The organism is Leifsonia sp. KNZ13-11D (assembly GCF_056754895.1).
In genome coordinates, this window is sequence record NZ_JBPGWU010000001.1 from 1,346,519 (window position 1) to 1,362,661 (window position 16,143).

Consider the following 16,143-nt stretch of genomic DNA (forward strand, 5'->3'; position numbering starts at 1 on the left):
TGACTTCACATGAGTGACAACCGATGAGCGGCTCGAAATGAGATCCGTCCGCTACTAACGCCTGCCCTGTCCGGGGTAGGCCCAGACAGGAGAATTGTGGCTGCAAAACCACGCGTACACGAGGTCGCGAGCGAGCTCGGCGTCGACAGCAAGGTCGCGCTCGCGAAACTCAAGGAGATGGGCGAGTTCGTCAAGGGACCGTCCTCGAGCATCGAGCCTCCGGTAGCGCGCAAGCTGCGTGCCGCCTTGGAGGCCGAGGGTGCGAAGCCGTCCGCCGAGAAGGCGACCGCCACCGCCCCGAAGGCGCCGTCGCAGGCGCCCCGTCCGGCCGCGCCGCGCCCGCCGCAGGCGCCCGCCGCGGCGACCGAGACGGATGCCGGGCCCAAGCCGCAGGCGCCGATGTCGGTCGCCGAGCGTCAGGCCGCGGCCGAGAAGGCCGCCGCCGAGAAGGCTGCTGAGAAGGCGGCAGAGAAGGCTGCCTCGAGCACGCCGGCCGCCGGAGCCCCGGCGACCCCGGACGCCGTCAAGCCGAGCTCCGCACCCCGCCCCGGCGGCGGTGGCATCCCGCGCCCGAGCGCCCCGCGCCCCGGCAACAACCCGTACTCGTCCAACCAGGGCATGGGCCAGCGCACGCCGCGTCCGGGCAACAACCCGTTCTCGTCGTCGCAGGGCATGGGCCAGCGGCCCTCGCCCGGCAACATCCCGCGTCCGACCCCGCCGCGTCCCGGCGCCCCGCGCATCGGCGCGCCCGGCCAGGGCGGCGGCAACCGTCCCGGCCCGCGTCAGGGCGGCGGCGGCGGTCGTCCCGGCTTCCAGCAGCGCCCCGGCGCCGGCGGTGCGGGAGCAGGCGCCGGCGGCGGCTTCCAGCGTCCTGGCGGCGGCTTCGGCGGCCCGCGCCCCGGTGGTGGCGGCGGCCGCGGTCGTGGACCGGGCGGCGGCACGGCCGGCGCGTTCGGCCGCGGTGGCGGCAAGAGCAAGGCACGCAAGTCGAAGCGCGCGAAGCGCCAGGAATTCGAGATGCGGGAGGCCCCGTCGCTGGGCGGCGTGACCGTTCCCCGCGGCGACGGCAGCACCGTCATCCGGCTGCGCCGTGGCGCCTCGATCTCCGACTTCGCCGACAAGATCGACGCGAACCCCGCGTCGCTGGTCACTGTCCTCTTCCACCTGGGCGAGATGGCGACCGCGACCGAGTCGCTCGACGAGGCCACCTTCGAGGTCCTCGGTGAGGAGCTGGGCTACAAGATCCAGGTCGTGTCGCCGGAGGACGAGGACAAGGAGCTCCTGGAGGGCTTCGACATCGACCTCGACGCCGAGCTGGAAGGCGAGTCCGACGAGGACCTCGAGATCCGGCCCCCGGTCGTCACGGTCATGGGTCACGTCGACCACGGAAAGACGCGCCTCCTCGACGCCATCCGGAACGCGAACGTCGTCGCGGGCGAGGCCGGCGGCATCACCCAGCACATCGGTGCGTACCAGGTGTGGACGGAGCACGAGGGCATTGAGCGTGCCATCACCTTCATCGACACCCCGGGTCACGAGGCGTTCACCGCCATGCGTGCCCGTGGTGCGCAGGTCACGGACATCGCGATCCTCGTGGTCGCGGCGGACGACGGCATCATGCCGCAGACCATCGAGGCGCTGAACCACGCCCAGGCGGCGAACGTGCCGATCGTGGTCGCGGTCAACAAGATCGACAAGCCGGACGCCAACCCGGCGAAGGTGCGCCAGCAGCTCACCGAGTTCGGCCTGGTGGCGGAGGAGTACGGCGGCGACGTCATGTTCGTCGACGTCTCGGCCCGGAACAACATCGGCATCCAGGACCTGCTCGACGCGGTCCTGCTGACCGCCGACGCCGGTCTCGACCTCCGCGCCAACCCGAACAAGGACGCCCGCGGTGTCGCCATCGAGGCGAAGCTCGACAAGGGCCGCGGCGCCGTGGCGACCGTGCTCATCCAGTCCGGAACGCTCCGGGTGGGCGACGCGATCGTGGCGGGCACCGCCTACGGCCGTGTCCGTGCCATGGCCGACGAGAACGGCGAGGCCGTCTTCGAGGCCGCCCCGTCGCGTCCGGTCCAGGTGCAGGGCCTCTCCAGCGTCCCGCGCGCCGGTGACGTCTTCCTCGTCACCGAGGAGGACCGCACCGCCCGGCAGATCGCCGAGAAGCGCGAAGCCGCCGAGCGCAACGCCCAGCTGGCCAAGGCCCGCAAGCGCATCTCGCTCGAGGACTTCACCCGCGCTCTGGAAGAGGGCAAGGTCGAGGCGCTCAACCTCATCATCAAGGGCGACGTGTCCGGTGCCGTGGAGGCGCTGGAGGAGTCGCTCATGAAGATCGAGGTCGACGAGTCGGTGTCCTTGCGCATCCTGCACCGCGGTGTCGGCGCGATCACCGAGTCGGACATCGACCTGGCCACGATCGACAACGCGATCGTGATCGGCTTCAACGTCCGCCCGGACGTGAAGGCGCGCGAGCGTGCGGCCCGCGAGGGCGTGGATGTGCGCTTCTACTCGGTCATCTACAACGCCATCGAGGACATCGAGAACTCGCTGAAGGGCATGCTCAAGCCCGAGTTCGAAGAGGTCCAGTCCGGTGTCGCCGAGATCCGCGAGGTGTTCCGCTCCTCGAAGTTCGGCAACATCGCCGGTGTCATCGTCCGCTCCGGGACGATCACGCGAAACGCCAAGGCGCGGGTCATCCGCGACGGCGTCGTGGTGGGCGACAACCTCACCATCGAGTCGCTGCGCCGGTTCAAGGACGACGTCACGGAGGTCCGTACGGACTTCGAGGCCGGTATCGGTCTCGGCAAGTACAACGACATCCAGATCGGCGACGAGATCGAGACGACCGAGCTTCGCGAGAAGCCGCGCGTCTAGTCGAACGCAGTGAAGGCCCGGCGGTTCATCCCGCCGGGCCTTCCGGCTTCACCGGGTTATTTCAGAGGGAGACACAGTTCATGGCCGATCCGGCACGCGCGAGGAAGCTCGCGGACAGAATCAAGGAGATCATCGCCAAGCGGCTCGACCGCGGGCTGCGCGACCCGCGGCTCGGCTTCGTGACCATCACGGACGTCCAGGTGACGGGCGACCTGCAGCACGCGACGGTGTTCTACACGGTCTACGGCAGCGAGCAGGAGCGCGAGGACAGCGCCGCGGCCCTCAAGGCGGCGACCGGGATGCTGCGGAGCGAGGTGGGCAAGAACATCACCGCCCGGCTCACGCCGACGCTCGAGTTCCAGCTCGACGCCATCCCGGAGAACGCGGCCCACATCGAGGACCTGCTGCGGGAGGCACGTCAGCGCGACACCGAGGTCGCAGGTCTCGCCGCGGGCGCGGCGTATGCCGGCGACGAGGACCCGTACGTGAAACCGCGGTCGCTCGATGACGATGACGATGACGATGACGACGCGGACGAGGACGACGCGCACGAGGACGACGACGAGGAGTGACGTGACATCGCGGCCGGCGGTGTGGATCCGCCGGCCGTGACGCCCGCCGCGGTCCTATGCTGACGACATGTACGCCGTCTCGTTCTACGATCCCGATCCGGATGCAGGCCCCGAGCACTTCCAGCGGCTGCTGGAGACCTATCCCCGCCACCGCGCCTACCTCGACGAGTTCGCGAAGAGCGGCGACGTGCTCATGATCGGGGCGTTCGGCGACCCGGCGACGCAGGGCTCCATGGCGATCTTCCGCTCCCGCGAGGCCGCTGAGCGGTTCCTCTCCGACGACCCGTTCATGACGGAGGGCCTGGTGCACAGCTTCCGCATCCTGGACTGGGATCCGCTGGTGTTCCCCGCTCAGGGCAGCGTGTAGCCGCCCTCGGCGGCGACCGCGAGACCGTCCGCGAGCAGGCCCGCGAGTGCGCGGCCGCGCTGCGCCGCATCCGGCCACACGCCCTCCAGCTCCGCATCGCTGACCGGTACGTGCGCCGCCCCGAGCTCGGCGAGGATGCGGCCGCGCGCCTGCCGGTCGCTTCCCTCGTAGCGCTTCTGCGTCGCCTTCCGCTGCCCGTCGTAGGGCGGATAGCCGGCGCGGCGCCAGGCGCACTGCGCGGCGAGCGGGCACTCGTCGCAACGCGGCGTGCGGGCGACGCACACGATCGCGCCGAGCTCCATCATCCCCGCGTTGAAGGCCGCGGAGGCCGGTCGGTCCTCCGGGAGCAGCGCCTCCATCGCGGTCAGGTCGCGCCGGCTCGGCGGACCGGGCTCCGCCTGGCCGTCGACCGCTCGGGCGATGACGCGCCGGATGTTCGTGTCGACGACCGGATGCCGGTCGCCGTACGCGAAGACGGCGACGGCGCGTGCCGTGTAGTCGCCGATGCCGGGCAGCGCGAGCAGCGCATCCACATCCTCCGGAACGACGCCGCCGTGGCGCTCGGTGATCGCGACCGCCGCGGCGTGCAGCCGGAGTGCGCGGCGCGGATAGCCGAGGGACTTCCACGCGCGCACCGCCTCGCCCGGCGGGACGGCGGCGAGGTCGGCGGGAGTCGGCCAGCGCGTCAGCCACTCCTCGAGCCGTGGGATGACGCGGCTCACCGGTGTCTGCTGGAGCATGAACTCGCTGACGAGCGTCCCCCACGGGGTGAAACCGTCGCGCCGCCATGGCAGATCGCGCCGGTTGGCGTGGTACCAGGCCACCACCGTCGCGGCGAAATCGTGCATGCATCGAGGCTAACCGGTGCGGCGGCCTATGCTCATCGCATGATGCTTCCCCCGACCCCGCGCGTGCAGTCGTTGCGCGGGCTGCTGGCCGCGATCCGGCGGTCCTACCCGGCGGGGAGGGTCATCGTCGCCGTTGACGGCGGCGGCCGGGGAGGTGGGACGGCGTTCGCCGACGACCTCGCCGCGGTCTTCCGGGAGTCGGGCGCCGACACGTTCCGCGCCTCCCTCGACGGCTTCCATGCCTCCCGGGCGTACCGCACACGGCTCGGGCGCGAAACGGCGGAGGGGTACTACCGCGACGCCTACGACGAGATCACCCTGCGGCGTGTGCTGCTCGACCCGTTCCGGCTCGGCGGCAGCGCGGGCTTCCAGCTGAGCGCCTTCGACGCGGTGCGCGACCAGCCGGCTGAGTCGCGCTGGCTGACGGCCGGTCAGGATGCGGTGCTCGTCGTCGACGGCGAATTCGTGCTGCGGCCGTCGCTCGGCGGCGCGTGGAACGTGTCCATCCTGCTGACGAATGCCGCTCTCGACCCGCTCTACGTCGCGGACGCCGACCCGGAGGGGAGCGCGGACATCCTGGTCGACGAGGGCGACCCGCGCGAGCCGCGGTGGGTCGAGCGGGGTCCCTGAGCCCTGGGAGATGGGGGGCGCTTTCGAGACCGGGGCCTCAGGAGACGGGGCGCTCAGGAGACGAGCGGCCGCATCCGCTCGGCGACCTCGGCCGGGGAGAGGAAGGAGCCGGTGCGCTCCACCTCGTGCACGAGCGCCGTGAGCCGCGCGTTGATCGGAGCCTCCCGCCCGGCCGCGCGGGCCTCGTCGACGACCGCGCCGTTCAGGTAGTCGATCTCGGTGAGCTGGCCGCGCCGGATGCTCTGCAGGGTCGAACCCGGGTTGGGCGTCGAGCCCATCCGGCGCCGCATCAGCAGTGGGACCCCCTGCGCCGCCCAGCGCGGAGCGCGTGCGACGACGTGCAGAAGCCGGTCGTCGAGCCCCTGGATGCTGCCGTAGCGGACACCGCGCGCGTAGCCGATCCGCGTCGCCTCCTGCAGACTCGCCGTCAGGATGGCGCGCAGCCGGCGGTCTCCGATGACCTCCTGGGCGCTCAGCCCGGTGGTCGCTGGGAGCGCGTTGATCTGGTTGACGATGAGCTTCGTCCACTGGGCGCCGGTGAAGTTGTCGATAGCGAACGCGGGCATGGCGGCGTCCAGGATGCGCGCGGCCTCCACCGCCGCGGCCGGTGGCGGCCCGTCCCCGGCGCCGAGATACGTGTTGGCGGTCGTGGTGACGGAGACGCGGCCGGGGGAGAGGAAGCTGGCGGCGTAGAGGGCCAGCGCTCCGACGCAGCTGGAGCCGGGCAGGAACTGCTGGGCCTCGCGCAGACCCGCGAGGCCGTTCTGCACGACGACGACGGTGATGCCGTCGAGGCGGTCGGCATTGGCGCGGATCGCAGCCGCCGCATCCTGCGCCTTCGTGCACAGGAACGCCAGCTCGGGCCGCGTCTGCAGGGTCTCCGCCGCGGCGACGTGCGCCGTGTGCGCGCCCCAGCCGCCGTCGAGGCGCAGCCCCCCGGTACGGATGGCGTCCAGGTGCACGCCGCGAGCGGTCACCTCGACGAGGTGCCCGACCCGGTCGAGCAGCGCCGCGATCGTGCCGCCGATGGCCCCGGTTCCGATCACGCCGATTCGCACGCGTTCCAGCCTAACGGCGTCGCTGCCGCCGCCGGCGCCCCGCCGGGACCCCGCCGGCGAGGCGAACAACGAGGGGTCGCAACACGCCGTCATCCGCGCGGGATAACGGCGTGTTGCGACCCTTGGGTGGTCAGTCGGCGACGAGCGGGACCGGCTCGGCGTTTGCGAGGGCGGCGACGGCCGCCGGCTCGCCGGCCGGCGCCGGCTCTGCGGCCGCGATCGCGGCGGCGGCCCGGGCGGCCGCGCGGCGGCTCGGCAGCGCGAGGGCGATCAGCGTTGCGGCCGCCAGCACGCCCGCGCCGACCCAGACGGCGGGGATCGCCGCATCCACGTAGCCCGTCGGGGTGAGCGTGCCGCCGGCTCCGGTGAAGACGGCGGTCAGCACGGCGACGCCCAGCGCCACGCCCACCTCCCGCAGCGTCGAGTTCGTGCCGGACGCCTTCGCGTGGTCGGCCGGGCGCATGTTGGCGAGCACGGCGGTCGAACTCGGCGCGAAGACGAGTCCCATGCCGATCCCCGCGAGCAGGAAGGGCGGCCACATCTGCGAGTAGGGGAGCGTCGCCGAGAGGGTCAGCGCGATCCAGCCCATCGCGATGGCGAGGAACGCGAGGCCCACGACGACGGGGAGCCGTGTCCCGGTGCGCGAGGAGAGCAGCCCGGTGAGCGGGGCCACGACCATCGGCGCGAGCGTCCACGGCATGGTCATGACGCCGGCTTCGAGCGGCGTGTGCCCCTGCACCACCTGGAGGAACTGGATCAGGATGAAGATCGCGCCGAAGATCCCGAAGCTGAACGTGACGCCGACGAGGTTCGCGACGGTGAAGCTGCGGTCGCGGAACAGCCGCAGCGGGAGCAGCGGAGCGGTGGCCCGCGACTCCCACAGCACGAACGCGACCAGGAGGGCGGAGCCGGCGATCAGCGGGATCAGCACCTCCGCGCTGTCCCAGCCCGCATCGTTGCCGCGCACGATCGCGTAGACGAGCCCGAGGACGCCCGGCGCCGCAAGGAGCAGGCCGACGACGTCGGCGCGGACGCGCTCGCCGAAGGTGTTCGGCAGGGCGAGCAGCACGAGGGGCACGGCGATCACGCCGAGCGGAACATTGAGCCAGAAGATGGCCTGCCAGTTCCAGCCCTGCACCACGGCTCCGCCGATCAGCGGGCCGAGCGCCACGCCGAGGCCGGAGATGCCGCCCCAGATGCCGATGGCCGCAGGGCGGAGGCGGGCGCTCACACTCCCGGCGAGCAGCGTCAGGGACAGCGGCAGGAGGGCGGCGGCTCCTGCGCCCTGCAGCGCGCGGGCGCCGATCAGCATCCACGGCTCGGTCGCCAGGGCGCTCGCCGCGCTCGCGAGGGTGAAGACGGCGATCCCGGCGAGGAACACCGACCGGCGGCCGAGCCGGTCGCCGAGGCCGACCGCCATGAGCATGAGCGTGGCGAAGCTCAGCGTGTACGCGTTGACGACCCACTGCAGTTCTTCGATGGATGCGGACAGGTCACGGGCGATGACCGGCAGGGCACTGGTGACGACCAGGTTGTCGAGCGTCGCCATGAACATGGGCAGCGAGGCGGCGACGATCGCCAGCCAGACGGGCACCGCGCGGGTGCGCGACGCGGTGGGAGCGGACATGCGACGCCTCCAATTGTTGTTATTGGATGATTACAAGAGTTGACCTTAGTAATCGCCTGATAACCTGTCAAGAGTGACGGACAGGAACAACGAACGGATCCCCTCGGCCGAGCGCCGGGCGCAGATCCTCGAGGCCGCGAGCCGCGTGTTCGGCGAGCGCGGCTACTTCGGCGCGACCACCGACCAGATCGCCCGCGAGGCCGGGATCAGCCAGCCGTACGTGGTGCGGATGTTCGGCGGCAAGGAGAACCTGTTCGTCGGCGTGCTCTCGCGCTCGCTGGAGCGACTGCTGGTCGCCTTCACCGAGACGATCGAGCAGTGGAAAGCGGACGGGTCGCCGGAGAGCACGGAGGTTCCGGAGGGCGCGCGGACGCCGGAGGGCGCGCAGACGCCGGAGGGCGCGTCCGCGGCGATGGTGGCGGGAGGGCACGGCGAGATCGCCCGTCGCCTCGGCCTGGCGTACGTGAACCTGATCGAGGACCGCGGCCTCCTGCTGTCGCTCATGCAGGCGTTCAGCATGGGACAGGATCCGACGATCGGCGGGAAGGCCCGCGACGGGTTCCTGACCATCTACCGGCTCCTGCGCCAAGGCGCCGGCTTCGCCCCGGAGGAGGCGCGCTCGTTCCTGGCGGAGGGCATGCTGCTCAACACCCTGCTGGGCCTGCGGATGACCGACGAGTACGACACGAACCCTGCCGCGAAGGAGCTCATCGAGTGCACCTTCCGCACCAAGCTGCAGCTGGTCCTCGACGTGTCGGCCCACGAGGGCGCTCGCGCATGACCGGAAGCGGCCTCATCCTGATCGACAAGCCGGGCGGGATGACGAGTCACGACGTCGTCGCGCGCGTGCGGAAGGCGGCGGGCACACGCAAGGTCGGCCATGCCGGCACGCTCGACCCGATGGCGACCGGGCTGCTCATCGTCGGGGTCAACTCCTCCACGCGCCTCCTGACCTACATCGTCGGAGCCGACAAGGAGTACCTGGCGACCATCCGTCTGGGTGCGGCGTCCACGACCGACGACGCCGAGGGCGAGCTGCTGGCCGCTGCGTCCCACGACGCGCTGGATGCGGTGAGCGGCGAGGCGGTCGCCGCGGGCATCCTCGCCCTCACCGGCGAGATCGAGCAGGTGCCGAGCTCCGTGAGCGCCATCAAGGTGGACGGCAAGCGCGCCTACGCCCGCGTGCGCGCGGGGGAGCAGGTCGAGCTGAAGGCGCGTGCTGTCACTGTCTCCGAGTTCGCACTGCTCGAGACGCGGCGCGGTGAGGGCTTCATCGACCTGGATGTGCGGGTCGTCTGCTCCTCGGGCACGTACATCCGCTCGCTCGCCCGCGATCTCGGTGCCGCACTGGCCGTCGGAGGGCACCTGACCGCGCTGCGCCGCACCCGCATCGGTGCCTTCGCGGTGCAGGATGCGCACGAACTGGCTACGCTCGATGCGCGGGCCGCCCTCATCCCGGCGGTCGAAGCGGCCACCCGGTTGTTCGAGCGGCTCGACCTCACCGAGCAGCAGGCCATCGACCTGACCCACGGTCGCCGCATCCACATCGCCGACCGGGAAGGCCCGGGCGGAGAGCCGGTCGCCGCCGTCGCCCCGAGCGGCGCGCTCGTCGGGCTCATCGAATTCCGCGGAAAGGAAGCCAGGACCCTCGTGAACTTCCCCACGGACGAAGCCGTCGGACCGGCGGACGGCAACGCATGATCGAGTGGTTCACCACGGTGCAGGTCGTCGTGGCCTGCGCCGCCGGCATCCTCTGCGTCGTGCTCGGCCTCGTCGGCCGGGTGCCCGGCGACCTCAGCATGGGGGCGGTCGCACTCGTGGAACTGCTGCTGCTCGCGCAGCTGGTGGTCGCGATCGTGGCGCCGGCGGTGGGCAACTCGCCGTCGGGGAGCCTCGCCGAGTTCTACATCTACCTGATCTCGGCGATCGTGCTGCCCCTCGCCGGCGGGTTCTGGGCGCTGATCGAGCGGAACCGGTGGAGCACCGTCATCCTGGGCGGCGTCTGCCTCGCGATCGCGGTCATGGTCTACCGGATGGGGCAGATCTGGTTCGTGCAGGGCGCCTGAGGTCCCCTCGCGGCAAATAGAATCGAGACGATGTCCCACCACACCATGTCCGCGCGCACGAATCCCGATCCCGCCTCCCCGAGACGGCGCATGTCGGGGCTCGGCCGGGTGCTCGTCTTCGTGTACGGCATCCTGGCGCTGGCGGCGACCGGACGCAGTGTGTTCCAGATCATCGACCGCTTTCACGAGGCGCCGGTGGCGTTCACGCTGTCGGCGCTGTCGGCGCTCGTCTACATCGTGGCGACCGTGGCGCTCGTCGCGCCGGGCCGCGTCTGGTACCGCGTCGCGTGGGTCACGATCAGCTTCGAGCTCGCGGGTGTGCTGGTGATCGGCAGCCTCAGCCTGTTCGCTCCGGCGGCGCTCGGACTGCACGACATCGACCCGTTCGGGCGCGACGCCACGGTGTGGTCGGTGTACGGGATGGGGTACCTCTTCATTCCTCTGGTGCTGCCGGTGCTCGGCCTTCTGTGGCTGCGCGCGCACCGTCCGGCGGTGGATCAGGCTGTGACGGCGCCGGCCGCGACTTCACCGGACGCGACGGCGCCGGCCGCGACTTCACCGGATGCGACCTCGCCGGACGCGACCTCTTCGGGAGCGGCGTCGTGAGGGTCTTCCACGAGGTCGCCGAGATCCCGGACGGCTGGGGGCCGAGTGCGGTCACGATCGGCAAGTTCGACGGCGTCCACACCGGGCACCGCGCGGTGATCGACCGGCTCCGGACCGTCGCGGCCGAGCGCGGGCTGGTGTCGACCGTCATCACCTTCGACCGCAACCCGCTCGAGGTGCTCGCGCCCGAGAAGTGCCCGGCGTCGCTCGTGAGCAACGCCCAGAAGCTGGACCTGCTCGCCGCTACGGGCGTCGACGCGACGCTCATGGTGACGTTCGACCGCGCGCTCGCGGCACTGGAGCCGGACGCGTTCGTGCACCACATCCTCGTCGACCGGCTGCACGCGGCCGCGGTGCTCGTCGGCAGCGACTTCCGCTTCGGCGCCCGCGGGGCGGGCGACGTGGACCTGCTGCGCCGCCTGGGCGAGACGTACGGCTTCGCGGTCGAGCTCATCGACGACGTGCGACCCGAGCACGGCCGCCGTGTGTCGTCGACGTGGATCCGCGAACTCCTCGCGGCCGGCGACGTCGGCCACGCGACCCAGCTGCTGGGGTCGGCGCCGACGGTGCGCGGGCTCGTGGTGCACGGGGCGGCGCGTGGACGCGAGCTCGGCTTCCCGACGGCGAATCTGTCCCCGGAGTCGGAGGGCCTCATCCCGGCCGACGGTGTCTACGCCGGCTGGCTGACGGACGCGGGCCGGCGCTATCCCGCCGCGATCTCCGTCGGAAACAACCCGACGTTCGAAGGTGTGCCGCAGAAGCAGGTCGAGGCCTACGTGCTCGACCGCGAGCTCGACCTGTACGACCACACCGTCGAGGTGTCGTTCGTGAAGCGCATCCGCGGGATGGTCGCCTACACCGGCGTCGAACCGCTCATCGCGCAGATCGCCGACGATGTGGAGCAGGCGCGCCGCATCCTCGGGACGGGGACCGGGACGGGGACGGGGACCGCCGTCGGCGCGACGGGCGGCGTCGACCGCTCCGCGGCCGCGACCGGCGAGGTCACGGCCGCGGGCGAGCCCTCCTGATGACGGACGCCTCCGCGGCCGCCGGCGCGCGGCCGCTCTGGCACGGACGCGCGATCGCGCTGATCGGCATCCTGCTTGTCGCCGCGAACCTGCGAACGGCGGTGGCCGCGCTGTCGCCGATCTTCGCCGAGATCCGCGCCGACTTCCCGGTCTCCAGCATCGGCGTCGGGCTGCTCGGGATGCTGCCGCCGGTATGCTTCGCCCTGTTCGGGCTGATCGCCCCGTCGTTCACCCGCCGGCTCAGCCTCGAGGCCGTCGTGCTGCTCGCGCTGGGCGTGATGCTCGTGGGCCACCTCCTGCGCGCCGCGGCGCCCTCCTTCGTCGTGCTGGCCATCGGCTCGGCCGTGACCTTCGCGGGAATGGGGGTCGGGAACGTCCTCCTGCCGCCGCTGGTGAAGCGCTACTTCCCGGACCGCATCGGCCTGGTGACATCGCTGTACGCGACCGTCATGTCGGTGTCGACGCTGCTGCCTCCACTGATCGCGGTGCCGGTCGCGGACGCGGCGGGGTGGCACGTGTCGGTGGGGATGTGGGGCGTCGTCAGTCTGCTGGCGGTGCTGCCCTGGCTGCGCATCCTGATCACCAGGCGGCCGGCGCACCCGGACCGCGACGTGGAGCTCGAGACCGCTCAGCCGGCCATGCAGGGCCGCGTCTGGCACGCACCGCTGGCGTGGGCGATGGCGGTGATCTTCGCGGTGTCGAGCCTCAACGCGTACGCCATGTTCGCGTGGCTGCCGGAGATCCTGCACGACGTTGCGGGCGTCCCGCCGGCGGAGGCGGGAGCCCTGCTCTCGGTGTATGCCGGCATGGGCATACCGGCCGGACTGCTGGTGCCGCTGCTCGCCGCGCGGATGCGGAACGTGGCGCTGCTGATCTACGCGGGCGTCGCCTTCTTCATCGTCGGGTACCTCGGCCTCATCCTCGTGCCCGGCACGGCGACGTGGCTGTGGGTGTCGTTCGCCGGTCTCGGCCCGCTGCTGTTCCCGCTCTGCCTGGTGCTCATCAACATGCGGACGCGCACCCACGCCGGTTCGGTCGCGCTCAGCGGCTTCACGCAGGGGATCGGCTACACCCTCGGCGCCTTCGGGCCGCTGGCCGTCGGCGTGCTGCACCAGCTCACCGACTCGTGGACGCTCGCCCTCGTCATCCTGACCGCGACCGCTCTGGCCGCGGCCGCCGCCGGCGCCATCGCCGCGCGCCCCCACTACCTCGAGGACTGACCCCCCTCCTGCCCCGCCCTCTATCGAGTCCTCACTCAATCCACGTTTCCGGCTCGAAAACGTGGATTAAGTGAGGACTCGATGGCGGGGGTCAGGGGAGGAGGTGGGCGCGGTGGATGAGGGCGGCGGCTCCGATGAGGGGGCCCTCGGACGAGAGGGCGGAGGGGACGATGCGGACCTTGCGCACGAACGGGAAGTAGTGGTGCTCGATCACAGTGCGCATGTGGTCGAAGAGGTCGGGCGTCGAGTGCGAGAAGCCGCCGCCGATCGCCACCAGTTCCAGATCGAGCAGGGCGGTCGCCGAGGCGATCGCGCGTCCGACCGCCTCGCCGGTGCGGGCGATCGCCTCGCGGGCGACGATGTCGCCGGCGGCGTATGCGGCCGCCAGCTCCTCGCCGGTCGCGCCCTGGAAGCCCTGCTGCCGGGCCCACGCGACGGTGTGCGGGCCGGAGGCCATCGCCTCCAGTGCGAAGGGGTTGCCGAAGGTGTCCTCACCCCGCAGTGCTTTTCCGCCGAAGGTGGCCCCGACCTCGACGTGGCCGATATGCCCGGCGTTCCCGGTAGGACCGGTGATCACGCGGCCGCCGACGATGAGGCCGCCGCCGATGCCGGTCGAGATGACCATCCCCATGACGTTGTCCACGCCCTGCGCGGCTCCCACCCAGTGCTCCGCCATCGTGATGGCGACGCCGTCCATCTCCAGCACGACCGGGACGTCGAGCCCGAGCTCGGCGGCGACCGAGGCGACGTAGTCGCGCATCGGGTAGTCGCGCCAATGCGGGACATTGAGGGGCGACACGAGGCCGCGCGCGCGGTCGATCGGGCCGGCGCTGCCGATGCCGACCCCGACGATCCGCGCCCCGTCGGGCAGGGAGGCCGCAGCCGCGCGTACGACCCCGCCGACCGACTCCTCGAGCTCCGGGACGGTGGCGTTCCGTCCGGTCGGACGGCGGTGGCGGGAGCCCTCGACGAGTCGGCCGTCGGTGTCGACGAGGGCGGCCTCGACCTTGGTCCCGCCGAAGTCGACGGCGAGGGCGTAGGCGAGGGCGGAGGCGGTGGGGTCTGTGGGCACGACCCAACGATAAACGAAACGCACCGTGCTCATTTGAGCAGCTACCACGCACATGTTGCTCGTGTGCGCGGCGCTTCCTAAGCTGGACGGGTGGCCCTCAACGATTCCGACGAGATCCTCGCCGTCAAAGCCGCAGAGCTCTACTACGAGGCAGGCAAGACGCAGGACGAGATCGGCGTCGCGCTCAACGTCTCCCGCTGGAAGGTGGGGCGGCTGCTGGTGGCAGCGCGCCAGCACGGTTTCGTCCGCATCGAGATCGTGCACCCCAGCGCGCGCCGTTTCTCGCTGGAGCGCGAACTGTGCGGCTTCTACGGCCTCACCGACGCGGTGGTCGTCCCCGCGGCCGACTCCGACGCCGACGTCCAGGGACGCGTCGCACAGGCCGCCGCCGACTACCTCACGACCCTTCGCCCGGTCCCGCGCACCCTCGGCGTCAGCTGGGGCCGCACCCTGCACGCCGTGGCCGCGCGCCTCCGACCGGGCTGGGCCGTCGGGGTCAACCCGGTCCAGATCAACGGGAGCGTATCGTCCACCCGGCAGGCGACCGCCGCCGCCGACACCGCCGTCGTCATCGCGCGCAAGGCGCAGGGCACCGCGACGCTGCTGCCGAGCCCCGCGATCTTCGAGCACGCCGCCACCCGTCGCGCGATCGAGGCCGACCGCTCGGTGCAGAGCGTCCTCGAACTCGCCCGCAGCGCCCACGCGTACCTGTTCAGCGCCGGCGTCGTCGACACCAGTTCGGTGCACGTCGACTCCGGCTACCTGTCCGTCGAGGATGTGTCAGCGCTCGCCGAGAAGGGCGCCGTCGGCGACGTGGTCGGCCGCTTCATCACCGACGACGGCCGGGTCGCCGACCCCGAGCTCAACTCGCGCACGCTGGGCCTCAGCCTCGACGAGCTGCGCGAAGCCCGCACCTCCATCGCCGTCATCGCCGGCGAGGCCAAGCACCGCGTGGCGCACGCCGTCGTCGCCAGCGGGCTGTGCACCATCCTGATCACCGACGAGGCGACCGCCAACGACCTGCTCGGCCGTTCCGATCTGTCGGGACAGCCCGAGCCCGCGGCTGCGACCGACGCGGTCGCCGCCCGGAACTGACCCCGGCACCACCATGGAGGAACACGTGACCATCGAGACAACGCCGCCTGTGCGCACCCTCGCGCCCGCGGCCCGGGCCGTCGAGGTGCTCGGCGGCGACCTGACGGAGGGATCCCTCCGCCGCTACCTGGGCGGCATCCCGGGTGTGGATGCGGTGGGCCTGGAGCAGCGCGCGGCCGGCCTCGGCACCCGCTCCATCAAGACGACCAGCAAGAAGCGGGCGCTCGACACCGTCATCGAGCTGATCGACCTGACGACGCTGGAAGGCGCCGACACGCCCGGCAAGGTGCGCTCGCTCGTGGCGAAGGCCCTGGTGCCGGACGCGTCCGACCCCTCGACGCCGCGGCCCGCGGCGGTCTGCGTGTACGGCGACATGGTCCCGTACGCGGTGGAGGCGCTGGGCGCCGCCCACGCCGGGGCCGTGCGTCGCGCCGGAGGCGACGGAGGCATCAACGTCGCGGCGGTCGCGACCGCGTTCCCGAGCGGCCGCGCATCCCTCAAGGTCAAGCTCGCCGACACGGCGGACGCCGTGGCCGCCGGCGCGGACGAGATCGACATGGTCATCGACCGCGGCGCATTCCTCTCCGGCCGCTACGGGCAGGTGTTCGATGAGATCGTCGCCGTCAAGGGGGCGTGCCGTCGCGAGGACGGCACGTACGCGCACCTGAAGGTGATCCTGGAGACCGGCGAGCTGAACACGTACGACAACGTGCGCAGGGCGTCCTGGCTGAGCATCCTGGCCGGCGGCGACTTCATCAAGACCTCGACGGGCAAGGTGTCGCCGGCGGCGACCCTCCCGGTGACGCTGCTGATGCTCGAGGTCGTGCGCGACTGGCACCGGCTGACGGGCGAGGAGATCGGCGTGAAGCCCGCCGGCGGCATCCGCTCGTCCAAGGACGCCATCAAGTACCTGGTCACCGTCGCGGAGACGGTCGGCGAGCGCTGGCTGCAGCCGCACCTGTTCCGGTTCGGTGCGTCCAGCCTCCTCAACGACGTGCTGCTGCAGCGGCAGAAGCTGGCCACGGGCCACTACTCCGGCGCCGACTACGTGACGATCGACTGAACGCCCCCCAGAGCCTGACA

At 71.7% G+C, this 16,143-nt stretch carries 16 protein-coding genes; 12 read left to right on the top strand and 4 right to left on the bottom strand.

What is annotated here, in order from left to right; genetic code table 11:
* Positions 1-96: 96 nt before the first annotated feature.
* The 3 genes from infB (at position 97) to ACR9Y5_RS06800 (ending at position 3,810) form a co-directional block, all read left to right on the top strand.
* Positions 97-2,871 carry a translation initiation factor IF-2 gene (infB, locus tag ACR9Y5_RS06790; RefSeq protein ID WP_481297249.1) on the top strand — a complete coding sequence of 925 codons (2,775 nt, stop codon included), beginning with the start codon at positions 97-99 and terminating at the stop codon, positions 2,869-2,871.
* A gap of 80 nt (positions 2,872-2,951) precedes the next feature.
* Positions 2,952-3,443 carry a 30S ribosome-binding factor RbfA gene (gene rbfA / locus ACR9Y5_RS06795; RefSeq protein ID WP_481297250.1) on the top strand — a complete coding sequence of 164 codons (492 nt, stop codon included), beginning with the start codon at positions 2,952-2,954 and terminating at the stop codon, positions 3,441-3,443.
* 67 nt (positions 3,444-3,510) lie between these two features.
* On the top strand, positions 3,511-3,810 hold the full coding sequence (locus tag ACR9Y5_RS06800) for a YciI family protein (protein ID WP_481297251.1): 300 nt from the start codon (positions 3,511-3,513) through the stop codon (positions 3,808-3,810).
* Here the strand turns inward: ACR9Y5_RS06800 and ACR9Y5_RS06805 are convergent.
* Entirely contained in the window at positions 3,795-4,658 is an 864-nt protein-coding gene (locus ACR9Y5_RS06805) for an HhH-GPD family protein (protein ID WP_481297252.1), read from the bottom strand. The two genes, ACR9Y5_RS06800 and ACR9Y5_RS06805, sit on opposite strands and share 16 nt — an antisense overlap.
* A 39-nt stretch (positions 4,659-4,697) precedes the next feature.
* Here ACR9Y5_RS06805 and ACR9Y5_RS06810 point away from each other — a divergent pair, with 39 nt between their 5' ends.
* Positions 4,698-5,288, top strand: coding sequence for a nucleoside/nucleotide kinase family protein (locus ACR9Y5_RS06810; protein ID WP_481297253.1), 591 nt, complete (start codon positions 4,698-4,700; stop codon positions 5,286-5,288).
* Between the two features lie 53 nt (positions 5,289-5,341).
* Here ACR9Y5_RS06810 and ACR9Y5_RS06815 read toward each other — a convergent pair whose 3' ends face one another.
* On the bottom strand, positions 5,342-6,346 hold the full coding sequence (locus ACR9Y5_RS06815; RefSeq protein ID WP_481297254.1) for a ketopantoate reductase family protein: 1,005 nt from the start codon (positions 6,344-6,346) through the stop codon (positions 5,342-5,344).
* A 130-nt stretch (positions 6,347-6,476) separates the two neighbouring features.
* Entirely contained in the window at positions 6,477-7,973 is a 1,497-nt protein-coding gene (locus tag ACR9Y5_RS06820) for a DHA2 family efflux MFS transporter permease subunit (protein ID WP_481297255.1), read from the bottom strand.
* 73 nt (positions 7,974-8,046) lie between these two features.
* Here ACR9Y5_RS06820 and ACR9Y5_RS06825 point away from each other — a divergent pair, with 73 nt between their 5' ends.
* From ACR9Y5_RS06825 to ACR9Y5_RS06850, 6 genes are read left to right on the top strand one after another with little or no spacing between them, the layout of a single operon-like run.
* Positions 8,047-8,754, top strand: a complete 708-nt coding sequence (locus tag ACR9Y5_RS06825) for a TetR/AcrR family transcriptional regulator (RefSeq protein WP_481297256.1) — start codon at positions 8,047-8,049, stop codon at positions 8,752-8,754.
* Positions 8,751-9,674, top strand: a complete 924-nt coding sequence (truB, locus tag ACR9Y5_RS06830; RefSeq protein WP_481297257.1) for a tRNA pseudouridine(55) synthase TruB — start codon at positions 8,751-8,753, stop codon at positions 9,672-9,674. Before ACR9Y5_RS06825 ends, truB begins: the two co-directional genes overlap by 4 nt.
* Positions 9,671-10,039, top strand: coding sequence for a hypothetical protein (locus tag ACR9Y5_RS06835; RefSeq protein WP_481297258.1), 369 nt, complete (start codon positions 9,671-9,673; stop codon positions 10,037-10,039). The genes truB and ACR9Y5_RS06835 overlap by 4 nt, the downstream gene beginning before the upstream one ends.
* A gap of 30 nt (positions 10,040-10,069) precedes the next feature.
* A complete protein-coding gene (locus tag ACR9Y5_RS06840; RefSeq protein WP_481297259.1) occupies positions 10,070-10,645 on the top strand; it encodes a hypothetical protein in 576 nt (191 codons plus the stop codon).
* The gene (locus ACR9Y5_RS06845) at positions 10,642-11,673 is read left to right on the top strand and encodes a bifunctional riboflavin kinase/FAD synthetase (RefSeq protein ID WP_481297260.1); all 1,032 of its coding nucleotides are present in this window, start codon (positions 10,642-10,644) and stop codon (positions 11,671-11,673) included. The genes ACR9Y5_RS06840 and ACR9Y5_RS06845 overlap by 4 nt, the downstream gene beginning before the upstream one ends.
* Positions 11,673-12,893 carry an MFS transporter gene (locus tag ACR9Y5_RS06850; protein ID WP_481297261.1) on the top strand — a complete coding sequence of 407 codons (1,221 nt, stop codon included), beginning with the start codon at positions 11,673-11,675 and terminating at the stop codon, positions 12,891-12,893. The genes ACR9Y5_RS06845 and ACR9Y5_RS06850 overlap by 1 nt, the downstream gene beginning before the upstream one ends.
* 91 nt (positions 12,894-12,984) lie before the next feature.
* On the opposite strand, the gene ACR9Y5_RS06855 is transcribed toward ACR9Y5_RS06850, so the two are convergent.
* A complete protein-coding gene (locus ACR9Y5_RS06855; protein ID WP_481297262.1) occupies positions 12,985-13,965 on the bottom strand; it encodes an ROK family protein in 981 nt (326 codons plus the stop codon).
* 90 nt (positions 13,966-14,055) lie between these two features.
* On the opposite strand from ACR9Y5_RS06855, the gene ACR9Y5_RS06860 reads away from it, so the two are divergent.
* On the top strand, positions 14,056-15,060 hold the full coding sequence (locus ACR9Y5_RS06860) for a sugar-binding transcriptional regulator (RefSeq protein ID WP_481297263.1): 1,005 nt from the start codon (positions 14,056-14,058) through the stop codon (positions 15,058-15,060).
* A 13-nt stretch (positions 15,061-15,073) separates the two neighbouring features.
* A complete protein-coding gene (deoC, locus tag ACR9Y5_RS06865) occupies positions 15,074-16,123 on the top strand; it encodes a deoxyribose-phosphate aldolase (protein ID WP_481297264.1) in 1,050 nt (349 codons plus the stop codon).
* The last annotated feature ends 20 nt before the right edge of the window (positions 16,124-16,143 follow it).